Raw genomic sequence first — 15,498 nt, forward strand, 5'->3', positions numbered from 1 at the left:
CGAAGTGAACTGTAGTGCGGGGCACCGTCACGGCAGCGTCCAGGTCGAAATTCCATCGCTGAAACATCCCTGAGCAGTCGCGATATTGAAAACCAGCGCAGGACCCCCGGCGCAGATTGCGCCAACGTCGGCATCACCGACAGCAGCGCGACCGCCTGGGCCTGCCAGGACGACCGCAAACGGCGATGCGGTGCGCCCGAGAGCTAACGAATCCCGCCCGAAAGCAACGGCAGCAAGCATTCCACCGCGAGTTTCCGCGGCCGCGACGCCACCGAACATCGCAAGCCCAGCAGACGTGCCGCCGTCGCGCGAGTCTGCGGCCCCTACTCCGTCACCTTCGACATGCGAGATGGCGGAACTGTCCGCATCGGCAACCGCCCGGCACGCCGACGAGCCGTCCACCAGAGTCTGATCGAGCCCTCTCGCAGAGCAGTCCAATGTTGCGGCCGACGCCTGCGAAGTAGCGCCGACAATGCTCAGAGCTGCGATTATCCCGCCGCCCACTATCAATCCTGTAACCCGTGCGCCCCGGTGATCCATTTCAACCTCACAATGCACTCGCGAGTCTCGGATTTGTCCGATTCAGACGCTACTCGGTTTCTGTCTGCTTCCGATCTCGATCGCGACTCGGTTGTACCCGTTTCGGTTCACCCGGCATTTTGGGGTAGTTGGGCGGATATGGGAGGTCTCCCAATCCTGCTGCGATGTCCTTCTCGAACATTTCCAGGAGAACATCGAGTTCAAAGGCCTTCTCGTGCATCGCTGCCATCGGATCACCGCGGTCGGCGAGCAGATTCGGGACCGTCGCGATAGTGCAGTCGTCGGGGTGTACGTCGCGCAGTTCGTCCCACGTCACCGGCGTCGACACGGTTGCAATCGGAGTTTTGCGCGCAGAATAGGCCGCGGCAATCGTTCTGTCCCTGGCATTTTGGTTGAAGTCGATGAAGATCCGCTCACCACGTTCTTCCTTCCACCAGGCCGTTGTCGCCCGATCGCCGCTGCGTCGTTCGACTTCACGAGCCAGTGCAATTCCCGCGTGTCGAACCTCGATGAAATCCCAACGCGGCGCGAGCGGAATGTAGACGTGCAGGCCCCGTCCACCGGACGTCTTGGGGAACCCTTCCAGGCCCAGTTCCGAGAGAAGTGGACGCAGTACCTCGTCGGCGATCGCGACGGCCTCCGCAAAACCGGTTCCGGGCTGCGGATCAAGATCGATCCGCAATTCGTCGGGATGATCGGTGTCCGGGCAGCGCACTGCCCACGGATGAAACGTGATGGTTCCGAGGTTTGCCGCCCACACGATGTTGGCAGCGTTCTGCACTCGGAGGACGTCGGCCTTGCGCCCGGACGGAAACGTCACCTCACAGGATTCGACATGTTCAGGTCGTTTCGCCGGCAATCGTTTCTGGTAGACCTCTTCGCCCTCGATACCGTCGGGAAAGCGTTGCAGGTGTGTCGGTCGATCCTTCAGGGCGGCCACCGCGGCGCCCTGCAACGCCACTGTGCGGTAGTACTCCACAAGATGACGCTTGGTCCCGCCGTCGGTGCCCAATTGCGGATAGTAGATCTTGTCGGGGCTGGAGAGACGGACCGCGATTCCGTCGACATCCAGTTCCACTGCCGGACTGGCCATCACACACCACCTGCAAGGACATCCGCGAAGTCGTACCGCACCGGAACCTCCAACTGATCGAACGTGCACTCGTCGGGAACCCGATCCGGACGCCACCGCAGAAAGCGCGCTGCGTGCCGGAAGCGTTCCCCTTCCATTTGGTCGTATGCCACTTCCAACACCCGCTCCGGGCGGAGCGGGACCCACGAGCGATCGGCGGCCGACTTCCATCGACTTGCCTCGCCTTCCGCCACCACGTCGTCGCCGACGCGTAGTGGTTCGAGTTCTTCCAGCAACTCGATTCGCCGCGCCGCGGTGAATGCCGAAGCGCCACCGACCATCTTCAAATCGGAGCCGTCGAACAAACCCAGCAGCATCGAACCGATACCCGGTTGACTCTTGTGCGGACGGTATCCGAGCAGTACGACATCCGCGGTTCTGGCGTGCTTGACCTTGATCATCTCGCGCTTGTTCGGCAGGTAGGGGCCGACCAGCTTCTTGGCGATCACACCGTCAAGACCAGCGCCTTCGAACATCTCGAACCACCGCATCGCCTCACCGCTGTCGAAAGTTGCAGCTGTGACATGACAGCTCGGACCGCCGCCGATCGTGTCGACCAGCAATGCGCGTCGAACGGTGAAATCTTCGGAGGCTACGTCCCGATCTCCCAACGCCAACAGGTCGAATCCGACAAATTGCGCTGGTGTCTGTTCGGCGAGCAGCGTCACTCGACTGGCTGCGGGGTGGATGCGCTCGGACAGCGCTTCCCAACTCAGCCGCGTCACGCCGTTCACTTCCCGGGGCACGACAAGCTCGCCGTCCACCACACATTTGTCCGGCAGTTCCGCCTTCACCGCTTCGACGATTTCGGGGAAGTACCGAGCCAGGTCTTTTCCTCCGCGTGAACCGAGGACTACCTCGTCCCCGTCGCGGAAGATTATCGACCGAAAGCCATCCCATTTCGGTTCGTACGACCACGTCGGCTGGTCGGATTCGGGTTGTACCGGCACTGTCGTAGCGGCCTTCGCCAACATCGGGGCGAGCGGCGGCATCTGAGGGAGGTCCACCCACTCATACTGACAGCCCGATTCGCTATTCGACTAGCAGTGAAGTGGAATAGAGCCCGAATAATCCAAGATCAGCAAGGGAGACTTGAATGTCCGGAATCGTCGGACGGCTGTGCACAGCACTGATCGCGACGTCTGCAATCGCCATTTTCGCCACTGGGTGCGGATCTGACGTCGAGCCTAAAGCCATCGCGGAATCATCATCCACCGTGGCAGATTCGACCACCACGTCAGCGAGCACCACCACCTCGAAGATCGACGGCCAAGAGGGCACCGACGCGGGCGGCGACGTGGATATCGACGTGAACATCGGCGACTGCGTCAAGATCGGCGGCACCACGAACGACGCCGAAATCGACCACGCCGTGTGCGGCAGCGACGAATCCAACTACAAGGTTGTCGCCAAAGCCCCCACGTCGGATGAGTGCGCGTCCGACATCGATCAGACCTACTACGAGACTCTGCTCGGCCAGGAACAGGGCGCGGTCTGTCTCGACATCGACTGGGTCGTCGGCGGATGCATGGATCTAGGACCGGGTGGCCTCGACGACGAGCCGGCCCGTATCGACTGCGCCGATTCGGGAAGCGACGTAGTCCAGGTAATCGAAATCCTCCAGGGTTCGACGTCCATCGAAGATTGTGGTTCCGAAGCAGATTCGGGATTCGAGCACGCCGAACGCAAGTTCACCGTTTGCACGGCAACGCTCTAACCTGTTGTGCGCCTTTATCAACCGCCCGCGGTTGATAAAGGCGCACGGTCAGAGCCAGCCTCGCCGCTTGAAAATCGTGTAGAGACTTCCACACGTCAGCACCATCATCGAGAGCGCAAACGGATAGCCCAACTGCCAGTGAAGTTCCGGGATGTCGTCGAAGTTCATGCCGTACACAGTTCCGATCAGTGTCGGGGCAAAGAGAATTGCCGCCCAGGCCGACACTTTCTTGATCTCCTCGTTCTGCGCGTAACTCGCCTGCGTGAGATTTCGCATTTCCTCGTTCTGATTCTGCGATACCAGGGTTGCATTGACGGTCAGGATGTTTCCCAACAGTTGACGGAACCCGTCGGCCTGCTCGACCACTGTTGTCGCGTGGTCGGTGACATCGCGAAGATAGCGCTGCAGTTCTTCGTCCGTGTGGTATTTGTCGAATCCTGCCGACAGCCCACGCAGCATGCCGAGCAACGGCCGTGTGGCTCTCTGGAATTCGATCACTTCACGGGTCAATTCGTAGATACGACGCGACACTCCGGGATCGCCGCTGAATACCTCGGTCTCGATCTCGTCGATGTCGTTCTGCAGGCCGGCGACAACCGGCGCATAGCCGTCGACGACGGCGTCGAGGATTGCGTAGAGAACAGCTTCGGTCCCCAGACGGAGGAGATCGGGATCGTTCTCCATTCTGGTTCGCACGGCCGTGAGATCCGGTGATTCACTGTGGCGGACAGTAAGAACGAAGTTGGGACCGCAGAACACATGCAGTTCACCGAATTCGACGCGTTCGGTCTCGTCGCGATAGCGCGCAGCGCGCAACACGACAAAGAGTGTCTCACCGTATCGCTCGAGCTTGGGACGTTGATGTGCGGCAATCGCGTCTTCGACAGCCAACTCGTGAAGATCGAAATGCTGTGCTGCAGCGTACAATTGAGTGTCGTCGGGACGGTACAGCCCGATCCATGCCATCGACTGCGAATCCGGCAGGCACGACAACGCTTCGGCGAGGGTGGACGGCGACGCGATCCGAGCTCCGTCGCGGTACACACCACTATTCACGACCGTGGCTTCCACAGGCGCAATCGCATCGGTCGTTGCGGCCTTCACGACGGTGCGGGCGACGGGCGTGTGACCGGTTCGACTATCACCGAAACCTGCCGAGCGACGCGGGAAGGACGACCGGCGGGACTTGAATTCAGACATGCTGCAACAGCTTTCAAGGAAGAGTGAACGGCCAAGGCGCGCTTCACAGTGAAGCAGAGGCCGATGAACACACGATGAAGCTGCAGCAAAATACCCGGCAACCCGGGCGATCTACAGCTTCAGTTGGTACTCGGAGGTTGGCCACGCATTACAAGCCACACCTCCTCTTCCCTGAATTACTGCTCATTCGCCATGCGCTCGGACGGCGCACGACGCCCACACACTACCCCTCTTCCGAGAACGGGACAAACCAGGGATTCTCGCCGACTAGAGAGTGATCGCGTCCAGCCTGAGTTTGATGAAATCGGCCGACACGACGGGTTCCAGGCCGGACACTCGCCCGATCGGCAACTCCAACGGGGTGACTAGCGCATCGTGATTGAGTTCGTAGAAGTAGATGAGCGAGACCAGATCTTCCTCCGGAGCGTCCGCTTGGGGAGGAAGTACGCGGTGCCGGCCCGACGGCCAGCGTTTCCCACTCCAGTATTCGAGGAGGTCTCCGATGTTGACCGTCAACGCTTCTGCGTCGTACGGGGCGTCTTCCCATCCGCCTTCGTCCGTGTACACCTGCAGTCCACCGGATCCGAGCTCACGATCGAGAACTGTCACCGTTCCGAAGTCTGTGTGCGGACCGATGCGGAACTGTCCCGGCTCAGGCTCACCCACGACGCTCATCGGTGGGTAATGGTTGATGTTGCACGTCCACGTGGGGAGGTCGGCAAGCCCGTCGAACGGGTTGTTCGCCAAACCTAGTGCAGCTGCGAACATCTCCAGCAAATCGTCCGACAGTCGACGCATCTGCGCGGTGTAGACGGTCAAGAGCTCGTGTAGTTCGGCAACCTCGCTCGGCCAGACGTTGGAGAGAAACCAGACGTCGTCGACCAGCGGATCGCCCGTCCGAGTTTCAGCCCCGATCGCAAAGGTCTCCTTGAGATCCGGCGGGGTCTCGGTTCCCTCCGAGTAGCCGTTGGCCTCCATCCCCGGGCCGATCCATCCGCGTTCACCGACTATTGCGGCGTACTTCGCTTTGGTCGACTCGGGTAGCGCAAAGAACTTCCGGGCCGCGGCTCGCACGTCTGCGGCAAGTTCGCGGGTGATCCCATGCCCGCGCACGAGAAGGAAGCCCGCACGTTGCAGCCCTTCGTCCACCTCACGCGCGACAGCTTCAGCGCCCGGACCGCCCGCCCGCCAGAGGGAAATATCCACGGTCGATACAGCCTTCATTCCGCTACTCCGATGTCTTCGTTCCACAGTGCCGGGTTTGTTTCGATGAACTCGGCCATCAAATCGATGCAGTGTTGATCTCGCAGAACGGTGACAGACACCCCGTTTTCGCGGAGCCACTCGTGCCCACCGGTAAATGTCACGCTTTCACCGACGATCACGGATCCGATGTTGAACTGACGCACGAGCCCGCTGCAGTACCAGCACGGCGAGAGCGTGGTGACCATGATGGTCTGCCGGTAGTCACGTTGCCTTCCGGCCGCACGAAAGGCGTCGGTTTCACCGTGCACCGACGGATCGTCGTGCTGGACTCGACGGTTTCGTCCACTACCGAGAAGGGTGCCGTCGGACGCGAAGAGTGCCGCACCGATGGGAATTCCGCCCTCACTGCGGCCGAGTTCGGCCTCGGATATCGCTGCCTGCAACATTGTCTGGGGGTCGAGAGCGCGGGAAGCGCTCGTCACAGTCGTCGACATCCCTCTACTTTCTGCTGTTCCGACTACATCCACAACTGACACATTGTTGTAACGAGCCGCCCCTAGTGTGGACATACTGTCGCCCAGAGTGAGGAACGCCCAACCGATGACTCTGACCGTGCGCGAGCTACTCGACAACCAGTTCCGTGGGGCCGATCCACAGGTTCTGGCCGGTGGCAGCCAGTTGGGACGTGTGGTCCGCTGGGTCCATTCGAGCGAGATCTACGAGATCAGCCCGTTGCTGTCCGGGGACGAGTTGTTGCTCACCACCGGCTTGGGTCTGTCCGGGGTCGATCCGGGGACCAGGCGGCACTATCTGCGAGAGGTCGGGAACCGAAACGTCGCCGGAGTTGCCGTAGAACTCGGCCGAACCTTCGACGCGATTCCGTCGGACATGATCGAGGAAGCGGCGATCATGGGAATGCCGCTGATCGCACTCCGGACTGTTGTCCCTTTCATCGAACTGTGTCAGAACGCAAATACCGAAATCATTTCGCGTGAAGTCGCTGTGCTGCGCCTGGGAAATGATCTCGCTCGCGTGCTCGAACTCGAGTTGATGGCGGGCAGTGGTGTGGCCACTCTGCTCGAGCGCATCAGTAACGTAACGGGGTGCCCTTTGATCGTGACAAGCGGCAGTGGCGCCCTCGTCGCAGCACATGGCGTCGACGACGATCGGTCAGCCTGGCGTGCCGCTGACGCCGGAACTGCCACTGCCGCTATCCATTCCAGAGACGGAGCCTGGGGGACTCTGACGGCCGGGCCTGGTTCGACACTGAATCCGGCAACGTTGCACGGGCTGTTGCAGCGCTCAGCCGGTTCATTGGGGTTGGCACTGACCTATTCGGGAAACCTGACCGGTCGTCCCCAGCGGGCGGCCGCTACTCTCGTGTCGGATCTGCTGGAGCGCACCGACGTACGGCAGATCGACCTTCGCGTCAGATCCGCGGCCGCTGGGTTCCATCCCACTCCCGGCCACCGCGTCGTTGCGATCGCGATCGACTCCCCTGGTGCGCGAATCGCCACTCGCCTCCTCGATTCCGCGGCCAAACTCCTCGGCCAACCGAACTTGGGAGCCGAAGTACATGCCAGCACGTTCGGTCTTGTTGCAGTGCCGGCCAAGACGATCGATGCTGTCGGAGCCGTGAGTGCGGCATTCGGAACATCCCTGTCGTCCAACATCACCGACGGAGTCACGGTGGTGATCGGATACCCATGTGCGTTCACTCCGTCCGAGGTCAGTGCGGCACTTCATGCTGCCCGATCAGGGCTTCGCCTTGCGACGTCGGCTCGTCGGACCTGGCTCGCCGGGCGCGTGGTGACAACCACTCGTGAACTGGCCCCGGAACTCGCGGTGGACCAGTTGCCGGTGGACGTTCGGGAGCGGATGGTTGCCGTCGTCGCTCCCCTGATTTCCTGGGACGACACCCATTCGAGTGATCTCACCAGAACACTCGAGGTTCATCTCCGTCATGGTTGCAGCGCAACACGTTCGGCGGCTGCGCTGCACCTGGGCCGGCAATCGCTCTATCAGCGACTCGACCGTATCCGGGCGCTACTCGGATACGACCCGTCGGCGCCGTCGATGTACGCGACTCTGCTTCTAGCGCTGTGCGCTCACCGGCTTGTCGCGCGAGATCTTCGAACCGTTGACGAGGAGGTAAAGCCCGCCCGCGATGACAAATCCCACGAAGAACGTAATGTCGCCCAGCTCGGGCACTGACCGTACGACGTACCCGACAAACTTCTCTTGGTTGGAGAACAGCAGAACCGAGGTGAGGAGTGCGATCACGAAAGCTGAGAATCCACCCCAGTTGGTGTGTTCCGGGTCGTAGAGGAGATTGTCGATGCGCTGCCCGCGGCGCAGGTATTGGTCGGCGAACATGATGCCGAGCCACGGACCGATCCAGTAGGCGACAACAAGGAGGAAAGCTTCGTAGCTTGCTGCTGCGTCGGCGAGTGCCCACCACGCAACCAGGAATCCGACAACTCCGAAAACCATCGCGACCATGGCTCGCTGCGTTTTCACCGGGAGTTTCAATCCAATGGTCACAAAGGCCATCGAGCCGGAGTAGACATTGAGCGCATTCGCGGCGACGGCACCGAGCGCGATGGCCAGTAGCGTCAGATTGGCAAGTGCCGAAGGAAGATTGGATGTGAACGCGTCGGCAGGGTTATCCGACGACGGCGCGCCGATCGTGACCGATGCCGCACCGACCACCGACAGTGCCACGCAGGAGACAAACAGTCCGGCCGACGCGAACAGACCTGTTCGGAATGTCGAGACCGACGCCGGAAGGTAGCGCGTGTAATCAGCGGCATAGGGCGTCCACCCGGCGGCGTACCCGAACGCGGTGCCTACGGTAAGGAGGAAACCGCCGAGTCCACCGACGCCGCCCTCGATCGCCGGCGCACCTGGATTGGCTTTTGTCAGAATGACAATCGCAGTGATGGCAAAGATCACGGCAAGTACGGGAAACGCATATCGCTCGAAAGCCTGAACCAGGTTGTGCCCGAAGAAAGCGAACACGGTCTGGATGACGACGATCACCAACAGTGAAGGCACCGGCGGCAATCCGGTCAGGGTGTTGAGCGCAAAAGCGCCGCTGACACTGTTGGTTGCAAACCATCCGACGCCGCACATGATCGACATGAACGCCGACGGCAGAGCGTTACCTCGGTATCCGAAACCCAATCGGCCGAGCACCATTTGCGGCACACCGTGCAACGGTCCGCGTGCCGACAGCACGAAGTGCGCGGCCGCACCGAGAGCGGTTCCGATGACCAGTCCGAGCGTCGCCTGCCAGAACGTCATCCCGAATACGGATACGGATAGAACTCCGATGAAGATCGTGGCGAATTCGAGGTTCGGGGACATCCACGTCCAGAACAGCTGACCAGGGGTGCCGTGGCGATCCTCGTCGGGAATGAACTCGTTTCCGCCAGGTTCGACGGCAAGTACGCGATCTCCGTACTCGCGATCCACCCCGGTCTGCTCGCCGGTTACACCCTCGGTAATTGCCATAAGAGAACCTTGGGGTGAGGCGAGAGCTGCGACAACCGACAGACTGTCTGCCACGACAGTCAGTTCTACGGACAGTCTGGCGCCGCGCTAGTGTTCCGCGCGCAACCCGCCGATCAGGAGTTCGACGATCTCGTCTGCCAGCGCCTCGGTTTCGGCGACCGACTGGCCCTCGCGACGGCGATACCAGAGATCGATACCGTTAAGGCTACTGAGCAGAACCTTTGCCGCCATGCGCGGTGACGAGGCGCGGATCGAACCGTCTGCGACTCCTTCGATCATCACCTGTTCGAAAAGCTTCTCGTAGTCCAAGCGCAGAGCGTTGAGTTCGACGAGCGCCTGCTGCTGGCGCGGTTTGAGCGCCGAACTCATCTGCCCCCGCACGCCCTGGTGGATTGCATGATGATGTCCGAGGTGCGTCATGAGATTGATCAGATGCGCCCGCGACATCGCCGCGAGCTTGACCAATCCGGTGCCGCCCGCCGCCACTTCTCCGTCGACTTCCGCTCTGAGCCTGCTCATACCCTGCTCGAAAATAGCCAGGTAGATATCGAATTTCGACCGAAAATGGTAGTAGACAAGACCCTTGGTGGCGCCGACGCGATCGGCGAGGTCGTCAATGGTCGTGGCGGCATATCCGTCTGCCGCAAATGCGTCTGCCGCGGTCTCGATGATCACCGAGCGCATATCAGGTGCGTCAGCACTCATCGTTCGCCCTTCACTGCCTTGACTTGTTTCCACATTTTGACATAGTAATACTCAGTAGTATCCCAGATCAGAGAGGTTTTTCCCATGTCATTGGATTTCTCAGGCAAGGTCGCGATCATCACTGGTGCAGGCGGCGGTCTCGGCCGAGCTCACGCCATGGCGCTCGCCGCTCGCGGCGCACGCGTTGTGGTCAATGACATGGGCGGATCCGTCAACGGCAGTGGCGGCGCCGATACCGCAGCCGCGAAGGTAGTAGCCGAAATCGAGACTCTTGGCGGCGAAGCGCTTGCAGATCACTGCGACATCACCGACGCCGACGCAGTTGCCGCCATGGTCGCCGCTGCTATCGAGAAGTGGGGGCGCGTCGACATCCTCATCAACAACGCCGGCATCCTGCGCGACAAGTCGTTCATCAAGGCCGACTTGGACGACTTCCGCAAGGTCATCGACGTTCACCTCATGGGTTCGGTCATCGTGTCCAAGGCTGTCTGGCCGCACATGGTCGAGCAGAACTACGGCCGTATTCTCATGACCACGTCCGCGTCGGGCATCTACGGCAACTTCGGCCAGGCCAACTACGGCGCCGCCAAGTCGGGCGTCGTCGGTTTGATGAACGTGTTGTCCATCGAAGGTGAGCGCAAGGGCATTCGTGTGAACTCACTTGCCCCGACGGCGGCTACCCGCATGACCGAGGACCTGCTCGACGAGAAGACCCTTGCACTCCTTGCTCCCGAGTCGATCTCACCGGGCGCGCTGTTCATGGTCTCCGAGGACGCACCAACCAAGACGATCCTCAGCGCCGGCGCCGGCGTGTTCGCGATCGCCCGGATGGAGGAGTCGCAGGGCGTCTACATCCCGCAGGAGGCGCTCTCGCCCGAGGTGGTCGCCGAACGCTGGGCTGAAATCAGTGACATGACCAACTCGATCCAGGTAGCCGCTGCATTCGATCAGACCCACCGTTTCGTGGGGAAGGCAGTGGCCGAGCAACCTTCAGCCTGAGCGACCTCCCTGCCCGTAGAGTGTGATCGTGCGTACGAGCAGCGGAGTATCGATAGTCGACATCGTCGACAGACTCGGTATGACGTTCCTGCGCGGCGGTAGTCGCGTCACCAGCGCCCGCACGTTCAGCCATGTAGTCCTGCACGAGGGCCCGCAGTCGGTCCGCGGCAGCGCCGGCGCTGTCGTTCTCGGCGCCGGCCTTGTCGGCACCGTCGACATCGCCACGGCGATAAGGGAATACGGTGCCGCCGGCGCCGCAGCGCTGATCGTCAAAGAGCCACTGAACATCGTCGACGACGTTGCTCTGGCGCTCGACGACGCCGACATCGCACTACTCGGCATGATCAAGGATGCGAGCTGGCTCCAGAGCGCATCCTTGATCAACGAGATCCTGGAATCCGGAACTCGCGGTGATCAGACGTCGACCGCCGAAGCCGATCTGTTCGATCTTGCCAATTCGATCGCACACGTGATGAACGGTCCTGTCACGATCGAGAATCCGTCCAGCCGCATCCTCGCATTCTCGGCGGATCAGGCGCGCGGCGACGAGGCCCGCAAACAGAGCGTTCTCGGTCACCAAGTGCCGCAGCACTATTCCGACCAGCTCCGGTCCTTGGGTGTCTTCAATCGGATCTACGGATCTGCCCTGCCGGTCTTCCTGCCCAGCATCGGGCCCGGCGTCAGACCCCGGGTCGGCATGAGAATCCATGCGGCAACGCAGATTCTCGGATCGATCTGGGTGATAGTGGACGAAGAGCCCAACGATGTGCAGGTCAAAGCACTGGTCGAAGCCGCCACCGTAGCTGCGATGAGCATGCTCCGTGCCAGGCTTGCGGCCGATTCTGCCAAGCGACTGCGTCGTAGTGAGGTAATCACGTTGCTCGACGGTGGAACTGCGGCCAAAGCGGCCGCCGAGAGACTCGGATACGGACGCGCCAAGGCGACAGTGCTTGCCGCTGCCTTCCGATCCAATACGGATGTGCCGGTGGACGCCGAAGCCGACGTCGACAATCTCGCCTCGTCGTTCAATACTTTTCTGCACCAATCATTTCCGATGTCGATTGCGGCTCCGATCGGCGGCACGGTCTACGCCGTCGTCCCGCACACCCGGAAACAGACCGACGACGACTACATACGGCACATCGCGTCCGAGTTCGCCGACCGGAGTCGATCCCAGAGATCTGTTGTCATCGGGATCGGGACGACAGTGACCGGCGCGCGATCGTTGGAGACATCACGGGGTGAGGCCGACCGCGCTCTGCGGGTTCTGCGATCGAGTTGGAATTCCACACTCCGCAATGTCGCCCGGGCCGCAGATGTGCCGATCGATTCACTGTTGCTTCGTTTGTCCGATGCATTGGCCGACGAGAACGAGAAACCGTCCGGGCCGCTCGCGTTACTACAGAAGTACGACAGCGAACACGACATCAACCTCGTGGAGACTCTTCGGGCGTGGCTCGACACGTTCGGTGACATTCCCGCCGCGGCGGCTCTGATCCACGTCCATGTGAACACGTTTCGCTATCGACTCAAGAAGCTTGCCGGAATTGCCGGAATCGACCTCAATGACGCGGAGACGCGTTTCAGCCTAATGCTCCAGATTCGTCTGTTTTATCCGAATCCTTCGTAGGTCACTACAAGAACCCTCCGAATTTTCGTAGAAGACGACGATGCCCTGATCCTCTCGGTGCGACAGGATCAAGCGGTCGTCATTCATTCCGCGCCCGCTGCACGTGGTTTCGCTCGGGTCAGGCTTTCATTCTCGGAGGCACCATGAAACAACGGTCCTACGCACTACTCGCTGCCGGAACCGGCGCGGTTCTTCTGCTGTCCGCGTGTTCTTCGGGCAGCATCAGGTTCAGGTGACGGTGGTGGTGAACCCGCTACCGACGGCACCTTCACGCTTGCGCTGGGCGCGGATCCCGGAGCGCTCAACCCACTCATGACAGCTGCGACGCCCGCACACGAACTGGCGCGGCTGAGCTACGACAATCTCGTCTACCCCAACCCCGAGACTGGCGTCACCCAGCCCTGGCTCGCCGAGAAATGGACCGAGACACCGACTTCGGTCGAGTTCACGATTCGTGACGGCGTCACCTGCTCCGACGGATCTGCGCTCACGGCTCAGACCGTCGCCGATAACATCAGCTTCATCACCGACGAATCCAAGGGATCTGCACTTCGCGGTGTCTACGTCCCGAAAACCGCGAGTGCCACAGCCGATGTCGCAGCGCGGACCGTCACCGTGTCCACCCCGGAACCGTCGCCGTTCCTCATGCTGAATCTGGCTCGCGTACCGATCATGTGCGACGCCGGACTCGACGATCCGACGGCCGCGAACAAGGCCACGATCGGTTCCGGCATGTTCACGATGACCGAGGCCGTGGCAAATGATCACTACTCGTACACTCGCCGCGACGGTTACAGCTGGGGTCCGGATGACACAACATCGTCGACGGCGGGTGTGCCGAAGGACGTGGTCGCCACAATCGTCACCAACGCCAGTACCTCCACGAATCAACTCCTGGCCGGCGATCTGAATGCTGCCGAGGTTTCCGGACCGGATCAGGATCGACTCGACTCGGCAAACCTGACCACCGTGAAACGCCCGTCGCCGGGCGGTGAGATGTTCTTCAACCACATCGCTGGAAACCCGACCAGCGACCCGGCCGTACGTAAAGCCCTTGTGCAGGCACTCAACCTCGACGACTTGACCGAGGTGTTCACCGGCGGCCGAGGCGAGCGTTCGACCAGCATGGTGTCCGTCGAACCGCGCGCATGTACATACAACTCGATCGAGGGTAACCTTCCCGACTTCGATCTCAGTGCCGCAAAGGCAACCCTCGACGCCGCCGGATGGACAGCCGGCTCCGATGGGAAGCGAAGCAAGGACGGCGCTCCGCTGAACATCCGCCTCACCTACGAGACTTTCGGCGATTCGACAAACGCTGCAGCCGACCTCGCCCAACAGGCATGGTCAGAACTCGGCGCAACCGTCGTGATCACCGGCGGCGATTCCAACAAGATCGTCGACGTACTGCTCAGTGGCAAGGACAACACCGCGTGGGACGTCGCGTGGGAGCCGATCAACGTGGCATTGCCGAGCATGCTGGTTCCGTTCCTGTCCGGACCGGCGCCTGCCGAGGGACTCAACTTCTCCTCGATCTCCAACCCCGAGTACGACGCGGCAGCCGCCAAGGCATCAGGATTGGTCGGCGACGACGCCTGTGCAGCGTGGGCTGACGCAGAATCGCAGATCATCAAGTCCGTGTCGGCGGTGCCGTTCGCAGACAAGCTCACGACTGTGTACTTCAAGAACGCCGGTCTCGCGTTCGGTCGCACGTACGTCGGTTCCGCCCTGCGGCTCTACCAGTAAGCGGTATCAGCGGCCGGGAGACTCATCGAGTCCCGGCCGCTGCCCGTGAGTAGCGCCTGTCTCCTCATTCCCGACACCTCGAAAAGACAGCCATGAGCGCAATGCGTGAAGCCGTGAAATCCGTTTCGGCGCCGATAGTTCGAACAAAACGATTCGACGCAAACAGCTGGCCGGCGTACCTCTTACGTCGTTTCGGCACCTTCGTGATTTCCCTCTGGGCACTGGTGACGGCTGCCTTTCTGATGCTCCAACTGATTCCGGGCGATCCGGTTCGGTTGGCGTTGGGGATGAACGCACCCGTCGAACTCGTGGAGTCGACGAGGTCTGCGCTTGGCTACGACCTTCCTTTGTGGCAGCAGTACTTTCGATTCATCGGCGGGTTACTGACGGGGGATCCCGGCGATTCGATCACATTGAGGACTCCGGTCCTCGAGGTGATCGGTTCACGCTTGCCCGCCACCCTCGAACTTGCCGTCCTCACCGTCATCACCGTGCTGGTGCTGGCAATTCCGATCGGGCTCGCCTTCGCGGCCCTGACGCGAGGCGGGCGCCGACGCGGAGTCGAGATCGGTTACACGGCAACGTCAGGCGCTCTTGCCGTCGTTCCCGAGTTCATGTTCGGTACAGCCCTGGTCTACCTCTTTGCCGTCACGTTCCCGATCCTGCCGGTTGCGGGACGAGGCGGCATCGAAACCTACATTCTTCCGGTTGCCGCGATGTCGATCGGAGCTACGGCCTCCATGTCTCGCATCGTTCGCGCCGAGGCACTCGGGGTCTTGGACATGGACTACATCCGGACCGCTCGCGCGAAACGAATGCCGATGGCGCGTCTGTACTTCCGCCACGCGATGCCCAATCTGCTCACCTCGACGTTGACCCTCGCCGGGCTGCTCCTGGGTGGCCTGATCGCGGGCACGGTACTCGTCGAGAGCATTTTTGCTTGGCCGGGAATGGGTTTGGCGCTGGTCAAGTCCATCACCGAGAAGGACTACCCCCTCGCTCAGACCCTGGTTGTGGTCTACGGCAGCATCGTCCTACTGGTCAACTTCATCGTCGACGTGGTGCTTGCGCTCATCGACCCACGATCCACGATCCGGGAGAACTGAG

General features: G+C 61.3%; 14 protein-coding genes. 6 read left to right on the top strand and 8 right to left on the bottom strand.

What is annotated here, in order from left to right; genetic code table 11:
- Positions 1 to 27 precede the first annotated feature (27 nt).
- From FEZ60_RS07550 to FEZ60_RS07560, 3 genes are read right to left on the bottom strand one after another with little or no spacing between them, the layout of a single operon-like run.
- Positions 28 to 540: a DUF6764 family protein gene (locus tag FEZ60_RS07550; RefSeq protein ID WP_033232335.1), complete on the bottom strand. Its 513-nt coding sequence runs from the start codon at positions 538 to 540 to the stop codon at positions 28 to 30.
- Positions 541 to 589: 49 nt separating this feature from the next.
- A complete protein-coding gene (ligD, locus tag FEZ60_RS07555) occupies positions 590 to 1,633 on the bottom strand; it encodes a non-homologous end-joining DNA ligase (RefSeq protein WP_033232336.1) in 1,044 nt (347 codons plus the stop codon).
- Positions 1,633 to 2,679, bottom strand: coding sequence for an ATP-dependent DNA ligase (locus FEZ60_RS07560; RefSeq protein WP_033232338.1), 1,047 nt, complete (start codon positions 2,677 to 2,679; stop codon positions 1,633 to 1,635). Before FEZ60_RS07560 ends, ligD begins: the two co-directional genes overlap by 1 nt.
- A gap of 89 nt (positions 2,680 to 2,768) precedes the next feature.
- Between FEZ60_RS07560 and FEZ60_RS07565 the strand changes: the two genes are divergently transcribed.
- Complete coding sequence (locus FEZ60_RS07565; protein ID WP_092806276.1) at positions 2,769 to 3,389, top strand: hypothetical protein; 621 nt, start codon at positions 2,769 to 2,771, stop codon at positions 3,387 to 3,389.
- A gap of 48 nt (positions 3,390 to 3,437) precedes the next feature.
- On the opposite strand, the gene FEZ60_RS07570 is transcribed toward FEZ60_RS07565, so the two are convergent.
- From FEZ60_RS07570 to FEZ60_RS07580, 3 genes are all read right to left on the bottom strand, one after another.
- On the bottom strand, positions 3,438 to 4,589 hold the full coding sequence (locus tag FEZ60_RS07570) for a magnesium and cobalt transport protein CorA (RefSeq protein WP_045068640.1): 1,152 nt from the start codon (positions 4,587 to 4,589) through the stop codon (positions 3,438 to 3,440).
- A 267-nt stretch (positions 4,590 to 4,856) separates the two neighbouring features.
- Complete coding sequence (locus FEZ60_RS07575; protein WP_033232342.1) at positions 4,857 to 5,813, bottom strand: 2-oxoglutarate and iron-dependent oxygenase domain-containing protein; 957 nt, start codon at positions 5,811 to 5,813, stop codon at positions 4,857 to 4,859.
- A complete protein-coding gene (locus FEZ60_RS07580) occupies positions 5,810 to 6,289 on the bottom strand; it encodes a nucleoside deaminase (RefSeq protein WP_172935813.1) in 480 nt (159 codons plus the stop codon). Before FEZ60_RS07580 ends, FEZ60_RS07575 begins: the two co-directional genes overlap by 4 nt.
- 106 nt (positions 6,290 to 6,395) lie before the next feature.
- Here FEZ60_RS07580 and FEZ60_RS07585 point away from each other — a divergent pair, with 106 nt between their 5' ends.
- Entirely contained in the window at positions 6,396 to 8,009 is a 1,614-nt protein-coding gene (locus FEZ60_RS07585) for a PucR family transcriptional regulator (RefSeq protein ID WP_172935814.1), read from the top strand.
- Here the strand turns inward: FEZ60_RS07585 and FEZ60_RS07590 are convergent.
- Both FEZ60_RS07590 and FEZ60_RS07595 read right to left on the bottom strand, forming a co-directional pair.
- Positions 7,890 to 9,311, bottom strand: coding sequence for a cytosine permease (locus FEZ60_RS07590; RefSeq protein WP_116102375.1), 1,422 nt, complete (start codon positions 9,309 to 9,311; stop codon positions 7,890 to 7,892). The two genes, FEZ60_RS07585 and FEZ60_RS07590, sit on opposite strands and share 120 nt — an antisense overlap.
- A gap of 87 nt (positions 9,312 to 9,398) precedes the next feature.
- Positions 9,399 to 10,016, bottom strand: coding sequence for a TetR/AcrR family transcriptional regulator (locus tag FEZ60_RS07595; protein ID WP_033232344.1), 618 nt, complete (start codon positions 10,014 to 10,016; stop codon positions 9,399 to 9,401).
- A gap of 84 nt (positions 10,017 to 10,100) precedes the next feature.
- Between FEZ60_RS07595 and FEZ60_RS07600 the strand changes: the two genes are divergently transcribed.
- The 4 genes from FEZ60_RS07600 (at position 10,101) to FEZ60_RS07615 (ending at position 15,497) form a co-directional block, all read left to right on the top strand.
- Positions 10,101 to 11,015, top strand: a complete 915-nt coding sequence (locus FEZ60_RS07600) for an SDR family NAD(P)-dependent oxidoreductase (protein ID WP_033232345.1) — start codon at positions 10,101 to 10,103, stop codon at positions 11,013 to 11,015.
- Positions 11,016 to 11,043: 28 nt separating this feature from the next.
- Positions 11,044 to 12,645, top strand: coding sequence for a helix-turn-helix domain-containing protein (locus tag FEZ60_RS07605; RefSeq protein ID WP_141486513.1), 1,602 nt, complete (start codon positions 11,044 to 11,046; stop codon positions 12,643 to 12,645).
- Between the two features lie 312 nt (positions 12,646 to 12,957).
- Entirely contained in the window at positions 12,958 to 14,391 is a 1,434-nt protein-coding gene (locus tag FEZ60_RS07610) for an ABC transporter substrate-binding protein (protein WP_242484464.1), read from the top strand.
- 92 nt (positions 14,392 to 14,483) lie between these two features.
- Positions 14,484 to 15,497, top strand: a complete 1,014-nt coding sequence (locus FEZ60_RS07615) for an ABC transporter permease (protein ID WP_242484465.1) — start codon at positions 14,484 to 14,486, stop codon at positions 15,495 to 15,497.
- Position 15,498: the final 1 nt, after the last annotated feature.

It is taken from the genome of Rhodococcus sp. MS16, assembly GCF_013277795.1.
Taxonomy (GTDB): domain Bacteria; phylum Actinomycetota; class Actinomycetes; order Mycobacteriales; family Mycobacteriaceae; genus Rhodococcus_F; species Rhodococcus_F globerula.

Bases quoted from the DNA above. Each gene is read 5' to 3' on its own strand.
- FEZ60_RS07550 (WP_033232335.1), bottom strand. From the start codon at position 540: ATGGATCACCGGGGCGCACGGGTTACAGGATTGATAGTGGGCGGCGGG.
- ligD (WP_033232336.1), bottom strand. From the start codon at position 1,633: ATGGCCAGTCCGGCAGTGGAACTGGATGTCGACGGAATCGCGGTCCGT.
- FEZ60_RS07565 (WP_092806276.1), top strand. From the start codon at position 2,769: ATGTCCGGAATCGTCGGACGGCTGTGCACAGCACTGATCGCGACGTCT.
- FEZ60_RS07570 (WP_045068640.1), bottom strand. From the start codon at position 4,589: ATGTCTGAATTCAAGTCCCGCCGGTCGTCCTTCCCGCGTCGCTCGGCA.
- FEZ60_RS07575 (WP_033232342.1), bottom strand. From the start codon at position 5,813: ATGAAGGCTGTATCGACCGTGGATATTTCCCTCTGGCGGGCGGGCGGT.
- FEZ60_RS07580 (WP_172935813.1), bottom strand. From the start codon at position 6,289: ATGTCGACGACTGTGACGAGCGCTTCCCGCGCTCTCGACCCCCAGACA.
- FEZ60_RS07585 (WP_172935814.1), top strand. From the start codon at position 6,396: ATGACTCTGACCGTGCGCGAGCTACTCGACAACCAGTTCCGTGGGGCC.
- FEZ60_RS07590 (WP_116102375.1), bottom strand. From the start codon at position 9,311: ATGGCAATTACCGAGGGTGTAACCGGCGAGCAGACCGGGGTGGATCGC.
- FEZ60_RS07595 (WP_033232344.1), bottom strand. From the start codon at position 10,016: ATGAGTGCTGACGCACCTGATATGCGCTCGGTGATCATCGAGACCGCG.
- FEZ60_RS07600 (WP_033232345.1), top strand. From the start codon at position 10,101: ATGTCATTGGATTTCTCAGGCAAGGTCGCGATCATCACTGGTGCAGGC.
- FEZ60_RS07610 (WP_242484464.1), top strand. From the start codon at position 12,958: ATGACAGCTGCGACGCCCGCACACGAACTGGCGCGGCTGAGCTACGAC.
- FEZ60_RS07615 (WP_242484465.1), top strand. From the start codon at position 14,484: ATGAGCGCAATGCGTGAAGCCGTGAAATCCGTTTCGGCGCCGATAGTT.